At 47.2% G+C, this 17,971-nt stretch carries 18 protein-coding genes; 12 read left to right on the forward strand and 6 right to left on the reverse strand.

Going from position 1 to position 17,971, the window contains the following annotated elements; translation table 11 throughout:
* Positions 1–123: 123 nt before the first annotated feature.
* A complete protein-coding gene (locus A2X74_RS07345; RefSeq protein ID WP_293624258.1) occupies positions 124–951 on the reverse strand; it encodes a pyruvate, water dikinase regulatory protein in 828 nt (275 codons plus the stop codon).
* A gap of 107 nt (positions 952–1,058) precedes the next feature.
* On the opposite strand from A2X74_RS07345, the gene ppsA reads away from it, so the two are divergent.
* Positions 1,059–3,461, forward strand: coding sequence for a phosphoenolpyruvate synthase (ppsA, locus tag A2X74_RS07350; protein WP_293624257.1), 2,403 nt, complete (start codon positions 1,059–1,061; stop codon positions 3,459–3,461).
* Positions 3,462–3,541: 80 nt separating this feature from the next.
* On the opposite strand, the gene A2X74_RS07355 is transcribed toward ppsA, so the two are convergent.
* The 5 genes from A2X74_RS07355 to smpB form a co-directional block, all read right to left on the reverse strand.
* A complete protein-coding gene (locus A2X74_RS07355) occupies positions 3,542–4,423 on the reverse strand; it encodes a proteasome-type protease (RefSeq protein WP_293624256.1) in 882 nt (293 codons plus the stop codon).
* Between the two features lie 36 nt (positions 4,424–4,459).
* The gene (locus tag A2X74_RS07360) at positions 4,460–5,257 is read right to left on the reverse strand and encodes a transglutaminase family protein (protein WP_293624255.1); all 798 of its coding nucleotides are present in this window, start codon (positions 5,255–5,257) and stop codon (positions 4,460–4,462) included.
* Positions 5,258–5,265: 8 nt separating this feature from the next.
* Complete coding sequence (locus A2X74_RS07365; protein WP_293624254.1) at positions 5,266–6,273, reverse strand: alpha-E domain-containing protein; 1,008 nt, start codon at positions 6,271–6,273, stop codon at positions 5,266–5,268.
* A gap of 15 nt (positions 6,274–6,288) precedes the next feature.
* Positions 6,289–7,701, reverse strand: coding sequence for a circularly permuted type 2 ATP-grasp protein (locus tag A2X74_RS07370; protein WP_293624253.1), 1,413 nt, complete (start codon positions 7,699–7,701; stop codon positions 6,289–6,291).
* Between the two features lie 108 nt (positions 7,702–7,809).
* Positions 7,810–8,262: an SsrA-binding protein SmpB gene (gene smpB, locus A2X74_RS07375; RefSeq protein WP_015421400.1), complete on the reverse strand. Its 453-nt coding sequence runs from the start codon at positions 8,260–8,262 to the stop codon at positions 7,810–7,812.
* A 26-nt stretch (positions 8,263–8,288) separates the two neighbouring features.
* Between smpB and A2X74_RS07380 the strand changes: the two genes are divergently transcribed.
* The 11 genes from A2X74_RS07380 to queD are packed head-to-tail and all read left to right on the forward strand — an operon-like array spanning position 8,289 to position 17,963.
* A complete protein-coding gene (locus A2X74_RS07380) occupies positions 8,289–8,723 on the forward strand; it encodes a type II toxin-antitoxin system RatA family toxin (protein WP_293624252.1) in 435 nt (144 codons plus the stop codon).
* 4 nt (positions 8,724–8,727) lie between these two features.
* Positions 8,728–9,063, forward strand: a complete 336-nt coding sequence (locus A2X74_RS07385) for an RnfH family protein (RefSeq protein WP_293624251.1) — start codon at positions 8,728–8,730, stop codon at positions 9,061–9,063.
* 26 nt (positions 9,064–9,089) lie between these two features.
* Positions 9,090–10,556, forward strand: a complete 1,467-nt coding sequence (guaB, locus tag A2X74_RS07390) for an IMP dehydrogenase (protein WP_293624250.1) — start codon at positions 9,090–9,092, stop codon at positions 10,554–10,556.
* Between the two features lie 36 nt (positions 10,557–10,592).
* The gene (gene guaA / locus A2X74_RS07395) at positions 10,593–12,200 is read left to right on the forward strand and encodes a glutamine-hydrolyzing GMP synthase (RefSeq protein WP_293624249.1); all 1,608 of its coding nucleotides are present in this window, start codon (positions 10,593–10,595) and stop codon (positions 12,198–12,200) included.
* 5 nt (positions 12,201–12,205) lie between these two features.
* Complete coding sequence (locus A2X74_RS07400) at positions 12,206–12,583, forward strand: hypothetical protein (protein WP_293624247.1); 378 nt, start codon at positions 12,206–12,208, stop codon at positions 12,581–12,583.
* The gene (locus tag A2X74_RS07405) at positions 12,583–13,434 is read left to right on the forward strand and encodes a ferritin-like domain-containing protein (RefSeq protein WP_293624245.1); all 852 of its coding nucleotides are present in this window, start codon (positions 12,583–12,585) and stop codon (positions 13,432–13,434) included. The genes A2X74_RS07400 and A2X74_RS07405 overlap by 1 nt, the downstream gene beginning before the upstream one ends.
* Positions 13,431–15,326 (forward strand): B12-binding domain-containing radical SAM protein, encoded by a 1,896-nt coding sequence (locus A2X74_RS07410; RefSeq protein ID WP_293624243.1) that lies wholly within the window; start codon positions 13,431–13,433, stop codon positions 15,324–15,326. Before A2X74_RS07405 ends, A2X74_RS07410 begins: the two co-directional genes overlap by 4 nt.
* Before the next feature lie 46 nt (positions 15,327–15,372).
* The gene (locus tag A2X74_RS07415) at positions 15,373–16,071 is read left to right on the forward strand and encodes a hypothetical protein (protein WP_293624242.1); all 699 of its coding nucleotides are present in this window, start codon (positions 15,373–15,375) and stop codon (positions 16,069–16,071) included.
* 5 nt (positions 16,072–16,076) lie between these two features.
* The gene (locus A2X74_RS07420) at positions 16,077–16,775 is read left to right on the forward strand and encodes a hypothetical protein (RefSeq protein ID WP_293624241.1); all 699 of its coding nucleotides are present in this window, start codon (positions 16,077–16,079) and stop codon (positions 16,773–16,775) included.
* A gap of 28 nt (positions 16,776–16,803) precedes the next feature.
* The gene (queE, locus tag A2X74_RS07425) at positions 16,804–17,457 is read left to right on the forward strand and encodes a 7-carboxy-7-deazaguanine synthase (protein WP_293624240.1); all 654 of its coding nucleotides are present in this window, start codon (positions 16,804–16,806) and stop codon (positions 17,455–17,457) included.
* A gap of 41 nt (positions 17,458–17,498) precedes the next feature.
* Positions 17,499–17,963 carry a 6-carboxytetrahydropterin synthase QueD gene (queD, locus tag A2X74_RS07430; protein ID WP_293624238.1) on the forward strand — a complete coding sequence of 155 codons (465 nt, stop codon included), beginning with the start codon at positions 17,499–17,501 and terminating at the stop codon, positions 17,961–17,963.
* Positions 17,964–17,971 lie beyond the last annotated feature (8 nt).

Raw genomic sequence — 17,971 nt, forward strand, 5'->3', positions numbered from 1 at the left:
AGCTGTGTAATAGATTCGAGGTCGTTGTTTCATGAGCAACACTCCTTGCGCTTACGCAGTTTGTAGTGTGTTGCATCGACGGGTTGAAATCAAGGTCGAAAGCAGACCTTGAAGAATACTTTTCTAACCTAGTATTGTTTTATCCGACTTGATAGATTGCAATACAGTTGTAGCAATCTCTTCAATCGATTTGCTGGTTGTTGCCACCCAAGGAATGGATTCTTTTTTCATCATCGCGGTGGCTTCATTGATTTCGTAGCGACAGTTTTCTAGCTTGGCATAGTTACTGCCCGGGCGTCGCTCATTACGAATCTCCGATAAACGTTCAGCATCAATCATTAAGCCAAAAATCTTATTGCGATAGGGAATCAAATCTTTTGGTAATTGCCCGCGTTCAAAATCTTCAGGAATAAGGGGGTAGTTTGCGGCTTTCATGCCGTATTGCATCGCTAAATAGAGGCTGGTTGGCGTTTTGCCCACACGAGAAATGCCCACCAAAATGACATCGGCCTCAGCAAGGTTCTTGTTTGACTGACCATCATCATGGGCTAGGGAGTAGTTAATAGCCTCAATACGGTTTTTATAGGCTTCGGTATCGGCATTATGGTGAAGGCGGTTCATGGCATGAGTCGATTTGACACCTAGAGCTTGCTCCAAGGGGGCCACAAAAGTCTGGAACATGTCCAAAATCAAGCCATTGGCCTTGCCAACAATCTGATTGAGCTCGGGATTCACCAAAGTGGTGAAAACAATCGGCTGAACCTCGTATTTAGCAGCCGCCTGATTGATGCTAGAAACTGCGTCATGCGCTTTTTCAGGGCTATCCACAAAAGGTACCCGAATGTGCTTAAAAGTGGCTTCAAATTGGGCCAAAATCGACTGGCTGAAGTTCTCGGCAGTGATTCCGGTGCCATCAGAAACGATAAAAACAATACGGGCTGGGGTAGACATGAGATTGGCCTAAAAAGTCGTTGTCAGCACTACAATATGTAGTTAATGAAGTATGCCGTATTGTATTCGGCCGCCCGACCAGTTTCCTTATCTTTAGAGAGTATTTTATGTCCAACCAACAGCAACAAAATAGCAATGTAGCAAATGCCTATGTTTTGCCTTTTGAGCAGCTCCGCATGACTGACGTTGAGTCAGTCGGTGGTAAAAACGCTTCACTCGGTGAAATGATTTCTCAGTTGTCCTCCACAGGTGTTCGTGTGCCGACTGGATTTGCAACTACCTCATTAGCATTTCGTGATTTCTTAGAACACAACAATTTGACTGAGCGCATTCAGAAGCGTTTGGAGAATCTCAATATTGATGATGTTCGCGCTCTGGCTGAGGCTGGTAAAGAGATCCGTGGCTGGATTGAAACTGCCCCATTTCAGCCACGCCTTGACGAAGAGATTCGTACAGCATTTAAAAAATTAGATGATTCCGGCAAAGGCTCTTTTGCAGTGCGCTCCTCTGCAACTGCAGAAGATTTGCCTGATGCTTCATTTGCTGGGCAGCAAGAAACTTTCTTGAACGTTGAAGGTATTGACGATGTTCTGAAGAAGATTCGTGAAGTATTTGCATCCTTGTATAACGATCGTGCGATTTCCTACCGTGTTCACAAGGGCTTTGCTCACGCTGAAGTAGCCTTATCTGCTGGTATCCAGCGTATGGTTCGCTCTGACCTGGGTGCAGCTGGAGTGATGTTTACTCTGGATACTGAATCTGGCTTTGAAGATGTCGTATTCATCACCTCTAGCTACGGCTTGGGTGAGACGGTGGTGCAGGGTGCAGTAAACCCAGATGAGTTTTACGTATTCAAAACAACCTTGGCACAAGACAAGAAGGCGATTATTCGCCGCTCTTTAGGTTCTAAGTTAATTCAGATGCAATTTGCCCCAGCAGGTTCTGCTGAGAAGGTAATGACTGTGGATGTGGCTCCAGAAAAACGCAACCGTTTTTCACTGGAAGATGCTGACATTACTGAGTTGGCTAAATATGCCGTCATCATCGAGAAACACTACGGTCGTCCAATGGATATCGAGTGGGGTAAGGATGGTCAAGATGGCCGTATCTATATCCTGCAAGCGCGCCCTGAGACAGTGAAGAGTCAGGCTGCTGGCCAAGTAGAGATGCGCTACAAACTCAAGGGCACATCTAAGGTCCTTGCTAAAGGTCGTGCGATTGGTCAAAAGATTGGTGCTGGCCCGGTTCGTGTGATTCGCGATCCGAGCGAGATGGACCGTGTCCAGCCAGGCGACGTCTTGGTTGCGGACATGACTGACCCTAACTGGGAGCCGGTCATGAAGCGCGCTTCCGCGATTGTGACTAATCGCGGTGGTCGTACTTGCCACGCAGCGATTATTGCTCGTGAATTAGGCGTTCCTGCGGTAGTAGGTTGCGGTGATGCAACTGAGCATTTACAAGACGGCATGATGGTGACGGTTTCTTGCGCAGAGGGTGACGAAGGCCATATTTATGACGGCTTGATCGAAACTGAAGTGACTGAAGTATCTCGTGGCGTATTGCCAGAGATCCCAGTAAAGATCACCATGAACATTGGTAATCCTCAGTTGGCATTTGATTTCTGCCAAATCCCAAATGCGGGTGTTGGCTTGGCTCGTCTCGAGTTCATTATCAATAACTACATTGGCGTACATCCACGTGCTGTATTGGAGTACCCAAACATTGATCCCGATCTCAAGCGTGCTGTTGAAAGCGTTGCTCGTGGCTATGCTAGCCCACGTCAGTTCTATGAAGATAAATTGGTTGAGGGTGTAGCAACAATTGCTGCTGCTTTCTATCCAAAACCAGTAATCGTTCGCTTGTCCGACTTTAAGTCAAACGAGTACAAAAAACTGATTGGCGGTTCACGCTATGAGCCGGATGAAGAGAATCCAATGCTGGGTTTCCGTGGCGCATCCCGTTACGTATCAGCAGATTTCGGCGAAGCCTTTGCCTTAGAGTGCGCTGCAATGAAGCGTGTTCGTGAAGATATGGGCTTGGATAACGTTGAGATCATGGTGCCGTTTGTTCGTACCATTAAGCAAGCTGAGCGTGTGATCGACATGATGGCTAAGTTTGGTCTCAAGCGTGGTGTCAATGGCTTGCGCCTGATCATGATGTGCGAGATTCCTTCTAACGCCATCTTGGCAGATCAATTCCTCGAGCATTTTGATGGATTCTCAATCGGTTCAAACGATATGACTCAATTAACACTGGGTCTAGATCGCGACTCCGGTATGGAATTGCTGGCAATTGACTTTGATGAGCGTGATCCTGCGGTTGAGTTCATGATTGCTCGCTCCATTGAGGCTTGCCGCAAACAAAACAAATACGTTGGTATTTGCGGTCAAGGCCCATCAGACCACCCAGACTTTGCACGTTGGTTGGTAGCTAAGGGCATCACTTCAATCTCCCTCAATCCGGATAGCGTAGTGGCTACTTGGGAAATGTTGGGTAAGACAGAAGCCTAAGCTCTGAGTTGCTAATCGCTAGCAATATGCAAGAAGGCCTGGAGAAATCTAGGCCTTTCACCTTTTGAGCGCTAACCCAATTAACGCTTAGTTTTTGCAGTCACTTTCTTCTTTGGGCTAGCTTTAGCCACCGCCTTAACTGGTGCAACAACCTTTTTTACGACCTTGCTATTGCGATGGATAGGCACTGCACCCATCTTCTTGGCAGGGGATGCAATCGAGCGGGAGGGGGTTGCTCCCGACCAGCTAGGTTCCGCGATGGAATTAAATGCAGCGCGTAATTTCTCGCCCCACAATTGGTGAATCATCTGGAAGTAGGGGTTGGACTCATCCATCGTGACCAGCTTACTCGCTTGCAAAGAATTCTTTTCGTAAACCATGAGGTCTAGCGGCAGGCCAACAGAGATATTACTGTTGAGTGTTGAATCCATGGAGATGAGGGCGCACTTAGTGGCCAAGTTGAGTGGGGTATCAAAGCTAATAACCCTGTCTAAGATTGGCTTGCCATATTTGGACTCACCAATCTGGAAGTAACAAGTCTCAGGCGTGGCCTCAATAAAGTTGCCGGCTGAATAAATGTTAAAAAGTCGTGGACGCTCACCCTTAATCTGACCACCAAAGATCAGATTACAATTGAAATCAATGCCAGCCTTTTCCAGCGCCTTGTGATCCCGGTCATAAACTTGCTTTATGGCATCGCCAATGACAACGGCTGCATCGTGAGTGCTCTCCACATTCCACAAATTCTTCCCATTGAGGAGTTGGCCTTGTAATAGGATTTCTTTCACGGCTTGAGTAATGGCAAGATTGCCAGCGCTCATCAGGGTAAAAAAGCGATCCTTATCCTTCTGGAATAAAGACATCTTTCTAAATGTGCCGATCTGATCAACACCCGCATTAGTGCGAGTATCCGATAAAAATACCAAGCCATCCTTTAGGCAAAGCCCAACGCAATACGTCATCCTGCAACCCCTTTAATTATTTCTCTGGATTATCTCTTACTTGGCTTGGGTAATCGAGATGCTAGCGCTTAACTCTTCGCCACCTCCGCCGGAGCGAACCCCTTTAACCGGAGCTGCTGAGTAGTAGTCTCGGCCAATCGCTAAGCGAATATGACGTGCATCAGTAAAGCAGGCATTGGTGATATCAATACTGGTCCATAGACCTTTATCAATATCAGTACAGAAATCAATCCAGGCATGGCTTGCGAGGTTAGGCGCATCTTCAGCAAAGAAATAGCCGCTGACATAACGCGCTGGAATGCCTGAGGCACGACACAGACCCAGCATGATGTGCGCATGATCCTGGCAAACACCGGATTTCATGGCAAAGGATTGGGCAGCAGTGGTTGCAAAATTAGTTTGCCCTGGTGAGTACAGAATTGCCTCTTGTACTGAGGCGGCTAAGGCTAAAACCTGATCAATTGAGTTTTTCTTGGGAAGAGAGTCTGCAAAATACTCCAGCATTTCTGCTGTTGGTTCAGTCAGGTTGGTTTGTTGAAGTAAGTGGTAAGGCGAAACTGCCTTGGGCTCATCAATAAACTCAAAAGCATCTTGAGTATGAATATCGCCCTCAGCCTCAATCATCATGGAGGTGTATGCGTTCTCTTGAACAAAAACGCTGTAGAGGTTTCCAAATGCATCAAGTGAAGTGCTTGCCTTAATCGGTGTGCTGACTTTCCACTTATCAATTGTTTGGCCGGCCACATCGGGTGGCGTGAGGCGCAACTCTTGAATAGAGTAGCGTACCGGTGTTTCATAGCGGTATTCTGTGCGGTGACGAATCTTCAGGTGCATGGTGATCTTTAAGCTACAGCTAATGGTATGAGGTAGGCGTTACTGAATTCATCAGCAATATGATTGATGCGCTCTAAGAACTCTTCAATGAACTCTTCTAAGCCCTGCGAGAAGACCTCATCAATATCGGAGTAATCAAGACTTGCCTTGAGCTTACCAAGCAGGCGTTCAATTTCTTTGGATTGCTGGTTCTTCATCTCTGCAATCAGAGGAATAAGCTCATTGACACAGCACACCAATGAGCGTGGCATTTGCTTATTGAAAATCAAGAGTTGCGCTACTTGCTTGGGGGTTACTTGATCAGAGTAGATCTGCCGATAGATCTCAAAAGCAGAGACAGAGCGAAGTAGAGCGGCCCAGTGATAAAAATCAAAGAAGTTGCCATCTGCTCCATCGATAGCTTCTGCAACATCGCCATCAACCGCCTTACCTTTTTTATTCGCACTCAATCGCTTCAGTGCGGCTTGGCCCTCATACTTAGTTTCTAAAATACGTGCAGTGTTATCAGCTCTTTCTAGTAGGGTGCCAACATTCATAAAGTAGAAGGCTTCGTTCTTGAGCATGGTGCCATGCATAACGCCCCTAAAGAGGTGGCAGCGATGCTTCACCCATTCCAGTAATCTGCTGGGGTCAGCTTGAGTACGCGCTTCCAGAATACGTTGCAACTCTAACCAAGTCGTGTTTTGAGTCTCCCATGCTTCAGAGGTAATCTTGCCTCGAATAACGCGAGCATTTTCACGGGCGGCAAATAGACAAGACACGATGCTGGAAGGATTGCTGGTTTCATAGATCATGAAATCCAAGACATTCTCACGAGTGACTACGTCGTATTTCATCAAGAACGATTCTTCGAGCTTCGAGATGGTGAGTAGCTTCTTCCAACTTTGTTCTAAAAACTCTGCAGGCTGCGGGAGTAGGGAAGTTTGGTGATTGACGTCCAGCATACGGGCAGTATTTTCTGCTCGCTCTGTGTAGCGGGCCATCCAGTAAAGGCAATCAGCGGTGCGACTCAACATATTTACTTATCCCCTTTATTCTTCTAGAACCCAGGTGTCTTTAGTGCCGCCACCCTGTGAGGAGTTCACAACTAAAGAGCCTTCTTTGAGGGCAACACGAGTAAGACCACCCGGAACCATCTTGATTGTTTTTCCTGATAAAACAAATGGCCGTAAATCAATATGGCGTGGCGCAACACCAGACTCAACAAAAGTTGGGCAAGTGGAGAGTGCGAGGGTTGGTTGTGCAATGTATTTATCTGGATTGGCAATCAGATGACCGCGGAATTCTTCGATCTCTGCCTTGGTGGAGGCTGGTCCAACCAACATGCCATAGCCACCAGCACCATGGGTTAGCTTCACCACCAACTTGTCTAAATTAGCCAAGGTATATGCGAGATCATCTGGCTTACGACATTGAAAGGTCGGCACATTATTCAGAATCGGTTTCTCGCCCAAATAGAACTCAATCATGTCTGGTACGTAAGGGTAGATTGACTTGTCATCAGCGATGCCAGTACCAATAGCATTAGCTAAGGTTACATTGCCCGCACGATGTGCAGAGAGTAATCCGGCAACCCCCAATGTGGAGTCAGAGCGGAATGCGAGCGGATCCAAGAAATCATCATCAACGCGGCGATAAATCACATCCACACGCTCAGGACCTTGAGTAGTGCGCATAAAGACTTGCTCGTTCTTTACAAACAAATCTTTGCCTTCAACCAACTCAACGCCCATTTGCTGTGCAAGGTAGCTATGCTCAAAATAGGCGGAGTTATACATGCCCGGTGTGAGCACGACGACATTGGGTTTTTTGACATCATCGGGTTTAACGGACTTGAGACATTCCAATAGAAAATCAGGGTAGTGCTCGACGGGTGCAACTCGATATTTCTGAAATAGATCTGGGAAGAGGCGCATCATCATCTTGCGGTCTTCAACCATGTAAGAGACGCCAGATGGAACGCGTAAGTTATCTTCTAGAACGTAGAACTCGCCTTCGCCAGCGCGCACGATATCAATTCCAGCGATCTGGGCGTAGATATCTCGCGGCACACTAACGTTACGCATCTCTGGACGATATTGCGCGTTGTTATAAATTTGCTCAGCTGGAATGATCCCCGCTTTGATGATTTCTTCTTCGTGATATACGTCATAGATAAAGCGATTGAGCGCTTTAACCCGTTGACGAAGACCGGCTTCGAGCTGCTCCCATTCTTTGGCGGTAAAGATTCGGGGCACTTGATCGAAGGGAATAGTTCTCTCAGATCCAAGATCGTCTCCATAGACAGCAAAGGTAATGCCAACTCGTCGGAAGATGAGATCAGCTTCAGCGCGCTTGAGGCCCATGAGGGTATCGCTTTGCTGCTTAAGCCAGTTATGGAAAACTTGGTAATGGGGACGCGCTTTTCCGCTGGCGTCGAGCATTTCATCAAAAGGCAATTTCATAGTTACAAACTAATGCCTTCGGGGTTAACTGCTATGGTGGGAATGTGGCAGCTTGGTGCTATATGCACTTTATTGGTGCATTAATGGCTAAGTAGCCTACTCCAGGTCTTAGGCGTTCAAGTCGCCTCTAGCAATTCGTCCTTTTTGGACTTCCCATTCGCGCTCTTTGGTTGCTGCGCGTTTGTCGTGCTGTTTCTTGCCTCGAGCCAGCCCAATTTCACACTTCACATTTCCTTTGGAGAAATGCAGATTTAGTGGGACGAGGGTGTAGCCCTTTTGCTCCACTTTACCGATAAGCTTTTTAATCTCAATGGCATTTAGCAAGAGTTTGCGGGTACGGGTACTGTCGGGAACAATATGAGTGGAGGCTGATAGCAGGGGGGTAATATGGCAGCCGATTAGGAATAGCTCCGCCCGACGGATGACAACATACGCTTCTTTAATGTGGACTCGACCGGCGCGAATGGCTTTTACTTCCCAGCCTTCCAGAACCAGTCCTGCCTCGAACCGTTCCTCGATAAAATAATCGAAGAAGGCTTTTTTGTTATCGACGATACTCATATTTATTTAGCTTCTCAAGATCGATTATGGCAGACGTCTACAAGACCGTTTTAATTGGCCAATCAGCCGACCGCATGTATGGCTTAGTCACTGACGTTGCACGTTACCCAGAGTTCTTGCCCTGGTGCGGCGGCGTGGAAATTTTTGAGCAAACCGAGACTGTTTTGGATGCCAAAATCAATATCCACTTTAAGGGCATTGATCAGTACTTTCATACTCGAAACATCAACCACCGCCCTGAAACCATCGATATGGTCTTTGTAGATGGGCCATTCAAGCATTTTTCTGGGCAATGGAACTTTATCCCCCTTAAGGAGGATGCCTGTAAGGTGGAATTTAAACTCTATTGGGAGTTTAAGAGCCTCATCCTCGATAAGATCATTGGCCCAGTATTTGGCCATATAGCTGGCACCTTTGTAGATTGCTTCGTCAAACGGGCTGAAGACCTGGATGGTAAGTAAGTCTATGAAAATTTTGATTTGCGATGCGCGCCTAGGTGAGCCCAAATTAAACCCCTTTACGCTCCATTTATCGCCCTCTGAGGCTCCCACAGTGGGTCTAACCTTGGTGAAAGCCGGAATCGCTCAAGGCCCCGATGATCCTGTCTTGGCTAGAAAAGGCTGTTTTGGCGTCTTTGGCAAGCGCAAGGACTGGGATAGTCCTATTTACGACGGTGATCGTCTGGAGCTGTATTCACCTCTTCTAGTCGACCCTAAGGCTGTCCGCCGCAAGAAGGCTAACCAGAACCAAGATGCCAAATTCCAGGCTGCCGCAGCTAAAAGAAAGGCTAGGAGGCTATAATCGGTTTTTGCGACTAGGGGTTTTGCATGCGACTCATTCAAAAAGCACTCACTTTTGACGATGTGCTCCTCGTACCGGCTTATTCTTCGGTACTTCCTCGAGATGCCAGCTTGGCAAGTAAGTTAACTCGAGATATTTCACTCAATACACCATTGGTGTCCGCTGCGATGGATACCGTCACTGAAGGTCGTTTGGCTATTGCCATGGCTAGTGAGGGTGGTATTGGTATTGTTCACAAAAATCTCAAGCCCGCTGAACAGGCTAGGGAAGTGGCCAAGGTCAAGCGTTACGAATCCGGCATTTTGCGCGATCCGATTACGGTAGGTCCCGATGCCACGCTTCGTCAAGTAATCCAACTTTCTCGTGAGCATGGTTTCTCTGGATTCCCAGTGCTGACCGGTAAAGAAGTAGTGGGAATTATTACTAACCGCGACTTGCGCTTTGAAGAAGACTTAGATGCGCCAGTGAAATCCAAGATGACTGCACGTGAGCGCTTGATTACGGTTAAAGAAGGTTGCTCGCTAGAAGAAGCGAAGCGCTTAATGAGTCAGCATCGCTTAGAGCGCGTGCTAGTAGTCAACGACAAGTTTGAATTGCGCGGCCTCATCACGGTTAAAGATATTTTGAAAGCTACCGAGCATCCAAATGCTTGTAAAGATAGCGAAGGTAAATTGCGCGTTGGTGCAGCTGTTGGCGTAGGTCCTGACAACGATGAGCGAATTGAGCTTTTAGTTCGTGCAGGCGTTGATGTGATTGTGGTTGATACCGCTCATGGACATAGCCAAGGTGTTTTAGATCGCGTCAAATGGGTTAAGAAAAATTATCCTCACGTGCAAGTCATTGGCGGAAACATTGCTACTGGCGATGCCGCTAGAGCGTTGGCCGATCATGGTGCTGATGGCGTGAAGGTAGGTATTGGCCCGGGCTCTATTTGCACAACCCGAATTGTTGCAGGCGTAGGCGTTCCTCAAATTAGCGCGATTGTGAATGTGGCTGCTGCACTCAAGGGCACAGGCATTCCATTAATTGCTGACGGCGGTGTACGTTACTCTGGAGATGTTGCAAAAGCTTTAGCTGCTGGAGCAAGCTCCGTCATGATGGGTGGTATGTTTGCTGGAACTGAAGAGGCTCCTGGTGAAGTATTCTTGTATCAAGGTCGTTCATACAAGAGCTATCGCGGCATGGGTTCTTTAGGTGCGATGGCTGATGGTTCTGCAGATCGTTACTTCCAAAGTGATATCAGTGCAGCCAATGCCGAGAAGCTCGTACCTGAGGGTATTGAAGGTCAAGTGCCTTACAAAGGTAGTGTCCTTGCCATCTTGCATCAACTGACTGGTGGTATCCGTTCTTCAATGGGTTACTTGGGTTGCAAGACGATTGATGAGCTTCATGAAAAAGCGAATTTTGTGGAAATCACTTCAGCGGGTGTACGCGAGTCACACGTTCATGATGTGAAGATCACGAAGGAAGCCCCGAATTACCACATTGACTAAGAAGTAAAAGCAGGCTGAATTTAAGGTAATCCTTTCGTGCACGACAAAATACTGATTCTCGACTTTGGTTCACAAGTCACCCAATTAATTGCCAGACGAGTGCGTGATGCGCGTGTCTATTCTGAAATCCATCCCTACGATTGCGATCCAGAATTTATTCGTAAGTTCATTCAAGAGCAGGGTGGTAAAGGCATCATTCTTTCTGGTGGGCCAAGTTCCGTTACTGAAGAGGGGAGTCCTCGCGCACCACAAATCGTTTTTGAATTAGGCGTACCTGTTCTTGGTATTTGCTACGGCATGCAAACCATGGCAACCCAATTGGGTGGTGCGGTTGCTTCTGCTGAGTCCTTAGGTAAGGCCCGCGAGTTTGGTTACTCAGAGGTACGCGCTCATGGCCATACCAATTTGCTTAAAGGTATTCAAGACTTCTCTACGAGCGAGGGCCACGGCATTCTCAAAGTGTGGATGAGTCATGGTGATTCAGTTACTACACTGCCACCAGCATTTAAGTTAATGGCTTCAACAGAGTCTTGCCCTATTGCAGGTATGGCTGATGAAGAGCGCCGTTTCTATGCATTTCAGTTCCATCCAGAAGTAACTCACACCTTACAAGGCGAGGCTATTTTGAGTCGCTTTGTACATGAGATCTGTCAGTGCAAACCAGATTGGGTGATGGGTGACTACATAAGCGAAGCAGTTGAGCATATTCGCAAACAAGTTGGCGATGAAGAAGTTATTCTTGGTTTATCTGGCGGCGTTGACTCTAGCGTAGCGGCCGCATTAATCCATCGTGCGATTGGTGAGCAACTCACCTGCGTATTTGTTGATCATGGTTTGCTTCGTTTGAACGAAGGCGACATGGTGATGGAAATGTTTGCTCGTAATCTCGGTGTCAAAGTAATTCGAGTAGATGCTAAAGACAAATTTATGTCTGAGCTTGCTGGGGTTTCGGATCCAGAAGCTAAGCGCAAAATTATTGGTAAAGAATTCGTTCAGATCTTTCAAACTGAGTCTGGCAAGATTCAAAATGCCAAGTGGCTTGCTCAGGGAACTATTTATCCAGACGTGATTGAGTCTGCTGGTAAGGGCAAGAAGGGCGCGCATACGATTAAGAGCCATCACAATGTGGGTGGTCTACCTGAAGATATGCACCTCAAGCTGCTTGAGCCATTGCGCGAGCTATTTAAGGATGAAGTGCGTGAACTCGGCGTTGCTTTAGGTCTGCCACGTGAGATGGTCTATCGCCATCCATTCCCGGGGCCTGGTCTTGGCGTGCGCATCTTAGGTGAAGTTAAAGCAGAGTTCGCTAGCCTCTTGCAGCGTGCAGACGCGATCTTTATTGAAGAGCTGCGTAATACGATTGATGAAGCAAGCCAAAAATCTTGGTATGACCTTACCAGTCAAGCCTTCGCAGTGTTCTTGCCAGTGAAATCTGTTGGCGTTATGGGTGATGGCAGAACCTATGAATACGTTGTTGCGCTCAGAGCCGTTCAAACCCAAGACTTTATGACTGCGCACTGGGCTCACTTGCCTCATGATTTGCTGGGCAAGGTATCCAATCGCATTATTAACGAAGTGCGCGGCATCAATCGCGTGGTCTACGACATTAGCGGAAAACCTCCAGCAACTATCGAGTGGGAATAACGCCAATGAAGAGGATGATTTATATCTCCCTCATCATTAATGTGGTAGTCTTGATTCCCGTCTGCATTGGTCTTATTTCGAATGCATCTTGGGTTGAGCATGGCTATGGTCCGGCTAGCCCTGCAAGAGGCATTCTTTTATCTATCTACGGTTCTATATTGCTGGTATCGCTGGGCTTACTAATCAACCCTTTGCCAATGCTGGTTGCGCCTTTGCTTCTGGTTCAGGTGCTCTATAAATTAACAACGCCATTTACAGTAGGCAACTTCACAAACCCGGTAGTCATTAGCAATATCCTGGTTGCTTTAGTTCATTTATTCGCCTTGTGGCTCATCTTCAAAGTTTCACAACAGCCAGCTACTGATCGTGGCCTACTCGATTGATGGCGCCCAACACTCTACAGTCTCCTATGCTTGAGTTGCGTGAAGCCTCCCTCGCAATACTGGCAAATACCGATGTGCAGTCCAAGGTTAGCCAGTTAGCTAATTTGTTTGCTGAGCATCAAGCCGGACGTATTGCTATAACTCCTTCTAGCAAGCTTAATAGTCAAAATCATTGCCTCCCTGGACGACCTGCTAAACCAGACTTAGTTGCACCCAAATTTGTTCCCAAAAGAAAAATGGATACGGTTGAGGGCAGGGCGATTCTTTGGCACTCCTTGGCGCATATCGAATTTAATGCCATGAATTTAGCCTTAGATGCTATTTGGAGATTTCCAAATATGCCTCAGGCTTATTACGAAGATTGGCTTAGGGTCGCAAAAGAAGAGGCCTACCATTTTGGTTTGATTAATGACCATTTAAAAACCTTTGGGTTTTGCTATGGTGATTTCCCGGCTCACAATAGTTTGTGGGAGATGGTCGAGAGAACAACAGATTCAGTGATTGCGCGGATGGCCTTGGTTCCTCGAACAATGGAGGCTAGAGGTCTTGATGCGGTTCCAGAGATTCGGGATCGGTTTAAACAAATCAAAGATGAGCGCGCTGTAGAAATTCTGGAGATCATTCTCCATGATGAGATTGGGCATGTGCTTGTTGGTAATCGCTGGTTTAACTTCTTGTGTGCCAATGACAACCTATCCCCAATTGCGACTTATCGAGAGTTGGCCGAAAAATACCGTGCACCCACTTTGAGGGGGCCATTTAATTTTGATGCGCGTGAGCAAGCTGGTTTTACTTCTGAGGAGTTGGAGATATTAGAATCCCTGAGTGAGAAACGGACTCAAGCAGCATGAAGATTCTCAGCCTCATTCCACCGATGACGCAGCTTAATACGCCGTATCCATCAACTGCCTATCTCACTGGATTTCTGCGCTCACGAGGTTTTGACGCTGTTCAAGAGGATTTGGCCTTGGCCTTGGTTCTAGGCTTCTTTACTCCACAGGGCTTACTGGAGATTAAAGATCAGGCGTTGAAAGTTCCCGAAGAAAATCGTAGCGCTAGCGTCAATTTCTTTCTCGACTACTTTGCGGATTATCAAAGCACCATCACTTTAGCTATTGCATTTTTGCAAGGGCGCGATAGTACTCTTGCCCATCGCATCAACAGTCGTACTTTATTGCCTGAAGGCCCGCGATTTGCATCTCTAGATGCCTATGACGAAGAGGAGGGCGGTGATTCATTGTTCTGGGCATTTGGTGCACTGGGTTCTCAAGATCGGGCGCGTCATCTATCCACTCTCTATCTCAATGATTTATCCGATGTCCTGCGTGATGCGGTAGATGAGCGCTTTGGGTTTGTTCGCTATGCGGAATCTTTGGCAGGTAGTCAGCCTACGTTTACGCCTTTGGCGGATGCTCTAGCGGCAAGCCCAACATTGATGGATTTGCATTTGCAAGATTTAACAAAGTCCTCGATCGAAAAGCATCAACCTGGCTTGGTATTGCTTTCGGTGCCATTCCCTGGGGCAATGTACGCTGCATTAAGAATCGCCCAAACCATCAAACAGCATTACCCTAAGATCAAAATTGCTCTTGGTGGCGGCTACGTCAATACTGAATTACGTGAGCTGACTGATGCACGTATATTTGATTTCGTGGACTTCATCACCCTAGATTCTGGTGAGCGACCTTTGCTTGCTCTGCTCGAGCATTTGAATGGCAAGCGTTCGGCCGAAAGATTAGTGCGTACATTCATCCGAACGGCTAGTAATGAAGTTCGTTATATCAACTGGCAGGAGCCAGATATACCTTTTGAGGATGTCGGCACTGCTACTTGGGACGGACTGCCACTCAATTCCTATTTATCTTTACTAGATATGCTCAACCCCATGCATCGCCTATGGAGTGATGGGCGCTGGAATAAGCTCACCGTTGCTCACGGTTGCTATTGGAAAAAATGCAGCTTCTGTGATGTGAGTTTGGATTACATCTCTCGTTATGAAACTGCTTCTGCAAGTCTTTTGGTTGACCGCATTGAAGCTATCGTTGCAGAAACTGGTCAGACGGGATTTCATTTTGTGGATGAGGCGGCACCACCCAAAATATTGAAAGCCCTTGCTGAGGAATTAATACGTCGCAGGGTAGTGATTTCTTGGTGGGGGAATATTCGCTTTGAAAAGACGTTTACACCCGAGTTATGTGAGTTATTATCGCAAAGCGGTTGCATTGCAATGTCTGGAGGCCTAGAGGTTGCCTCCGACAGACTCCTGGATCTGATGAAAAAAGGTGTTTCAGTCGAGCAGGTTGCCAAAGTCACCAAAGGCTTCTCAGATGCTGGAATCCTCGTACATGCCTATCTCATGTATGGTTTCCCAACGCAAACCGTCCAAGAGACAGTTGACTCACTGGAATACGTTCGTCAGCTTTTTGAAAATGGCTGTATCCAGAGTGGCTTCTTCCATCGGTTTACTTGTACGGTTCACTCTCCTGTGGGGCTTGATCCGGCAGCCTATGGAATTGAACTTATTCCATTGCCACCTATTAGCTTTGCCAAGAATGATGTTGCCTTTATTGACCCCACTGGAGTCGATCATGATCTTCTTGGTGTTGGTCTCAAAAAGGCAATTTACAACTTTATGCATGGCGTAGGCTTTGAGGAAGATGCTCATAAGTGGTTTGATATTCGAGGCATTCCAAAGGCCTCAGTGGGGCGCAATAATATAGCCAAAGCTCTCAAGCATGTATAAACTTTATTCATTCAACTCATTTATTTAAATTACTGTGGGTAGCAATATGAATTTATCTCGTCGAACTTTTATCGTCTCAGCCGCCTTGGCTCCAGTTGCTTGCGGTGGACTTTCTTATGAGCGTGGCATTCCTGTAGCTCAACCAAAGCCGCTGCCAGTAGTTCGTCCCCCACAAATTGGGCAAGAGTGGACCTATATCAAGAAAAATATCTTTGATGGCAAAACTCTGGATGTGATTACTGAGCGCGTTTCTAATATTGGCTCCACGATTGTGCTCGATCGCATGACTGCCGATGGCGCACGCTTGCCTAGTGAAATTCAGACTTCATGGGGAATGGTTGCCACGGATACTCAGTGGTCACGCTTGCTCAACTTCAGTCCATCTTTACCGCTTTGGCCTGAGCAGCTATCGACTACCTGGGCAAAGCAGTTCAACACGAAGTACAGCATTGCTGGTTACTCGGATTCAGGAATGAACTGGCAAGAGTATATGAGCGTGCAAGGTTGGGAAAAAATTACAGTGCCTGCAGGAGAGTTTGTAGCACTGCGTTTTCAGACTCTGATTAACTATGAGAGTGAAGATCCTAATAAGGTAGATTGCATCCGCAAAGAATCAGTTTGGTTTGCTCCGCAGATTGGCCGCTGGGTTGCGCGTGAGGCTTCTGGCTCCTATCAAATCCAGGGGCAAATTGGCGCGGTCATTCTAGAAGGCAGCTATCAATGGCAACTCAGCTCTTACAAATAAGCACTATGCGAAGATTGCTTGTATTGCTAATACCAGCCTTATTAGTGGCATGTATATCTGGTCAACCATATCCTGCTTCAACACCTTTACCTCAGCCCGTTAACCCTCCGAAGGTGAGGGCGCCACAAGTAGGACAGCAGTGGGTCTACAACGTGCGCAATGTCTTCAACCAAGAGTTGGTAGATATTGTTACTGAGCGAGTGGTTTCTGTTGGGCCCCAGGTTCGGATTGAGCGTAGTGGACTAAAAGCAGGGCAGCTCCCCGATGAAATCCAACAACCTTGGGGTTATGTCCTGCAGGATCCGCACTGGAATCCTCCCCAAAAGTTTTTGAAGCCTCTCCCCTTATGGCCTGAACAACTCGTTCCAGGGTGGTCTGGTTTCTATCGCGACCGCTATCAAGTCGTGGGCTACCCAGATAACGACTATTACTGGGGATTAAATGTAACGGCACTTCAGTGGGAGGGTGTCAGCGTGCCCGCAGGCCAATTCCCTGTCTTGAAGTATCAAAATGAGGCGCCTTACTTCACCAGTAATGACTTTTCTCGCGTGGCTAACTATCGCCAGGAGGATGTGTGGTTTGCCCCAGAAATCGGCAGATGGGTTATTCGACGTGGCTATGGACGCTATTTATGGGCTGGTATGTTTTGGAACAACGCTCTCTGGGAAGATTACTTAGAGTGGGAGCTTGTGTCCTGGAAGTAAGCAAAGCGCTTAAAATCAGCACATAGCTATGTATACAGTCAAAGAACTCTTTCCAACCCTTCAGGGTGAGGGCGCCCATGCAGGGCGAGCAGCCGTATTTTGCCGTTTTGCTGGCTGCAATCTCTGGAGCGGTCGCGAAGAAGATCGAGCGACCGCAGTGTGCCAATTTTGCGATACCGACTTTGTTGGAAGTGATGGCGTCGGTGGTGGCAAGTTTGAAACCGCCCCACAATTAGCGGACGCCATAGAGGAGGTCTGGACCAGTACTTCGGCAGGACCACAGCAGCGTTATGTTGTCTTTACTGGTGGTGAGCCATTGTTGCAACTCGATACTGATTTAATCGACGCTTTACATGCCAAAGGCTTCACTGTTGCCATTGAGACCAACGGCACGATCAAGGTTCCCAAAGGCGTTGATTGGGTATGTGTCAGCCCTAAGACCGGCTCTGAGTTGATTGTTTTGCAAGCTGATGAAATTAAGCTGGTGATTCCTCAGCAGGGTCATGTTGCCATTGAGACCTTATTGGCTCGATTTGAGAAGATGGATTACCGCAATCGCTTCTTGCAGGCCATGGACGGTCCAAACCTCCAAGAAAACCTCGCACTGGCAGTTCGCCTCTGTCAAAAGCGACCTTTGTGGCGTTTGAGTGTTCAGACCCATAAAATGATCGGTATCCGATAGTAGCGTTATCAAGCAATATTTAAGTATTTAGAAAAGCAATCATGACCAACAAGCAAGAAGCCATCTCCATTACCCGTAGACTTGAGTTTGACTCGGGTCACCGCATTCCGAATCATGATGGCCAGTGCCGTCATTTGCATGGCCATCGCTATGCCATTGAAGTCACGCTGACCGGAGTGATTGCGGATCATCCAGGCAAGGCAGACGATGGCATGGTCTTAGATTTTGGAGATATCAAGCGTCTCACTAATCAATACGTAGTGGAGCCTTGGGATCACGCATTTTTGGTCGCCAAAGAAGATGCTGGATTAGTGGATTATTTAAACTCTATTCCGAATCATAAGACGGTAGTGATGGAGCATGTTCCTACTGTTGAAAACTTAGCTAGTGCAGCCTTTAGGGTTCTGCAACCTGTTTTTGAAAAAGCCTTTGATGGTCGGCTCAAGCTGGCATCCATTCGTCTTTATGAAACCCCCAATTGTTGGGCTGACGTTTCTCATTCTTAAGAAGTAAT

Source organism: Polynucleobacter sp. GWA2_45_21, assembly GCF_001830325.1.
GTDB lineage: Bacteria > Pseudomonadota > Gammaproteobacteria > Burkholderiales > Burkholderiaceae > Polynucleobacter.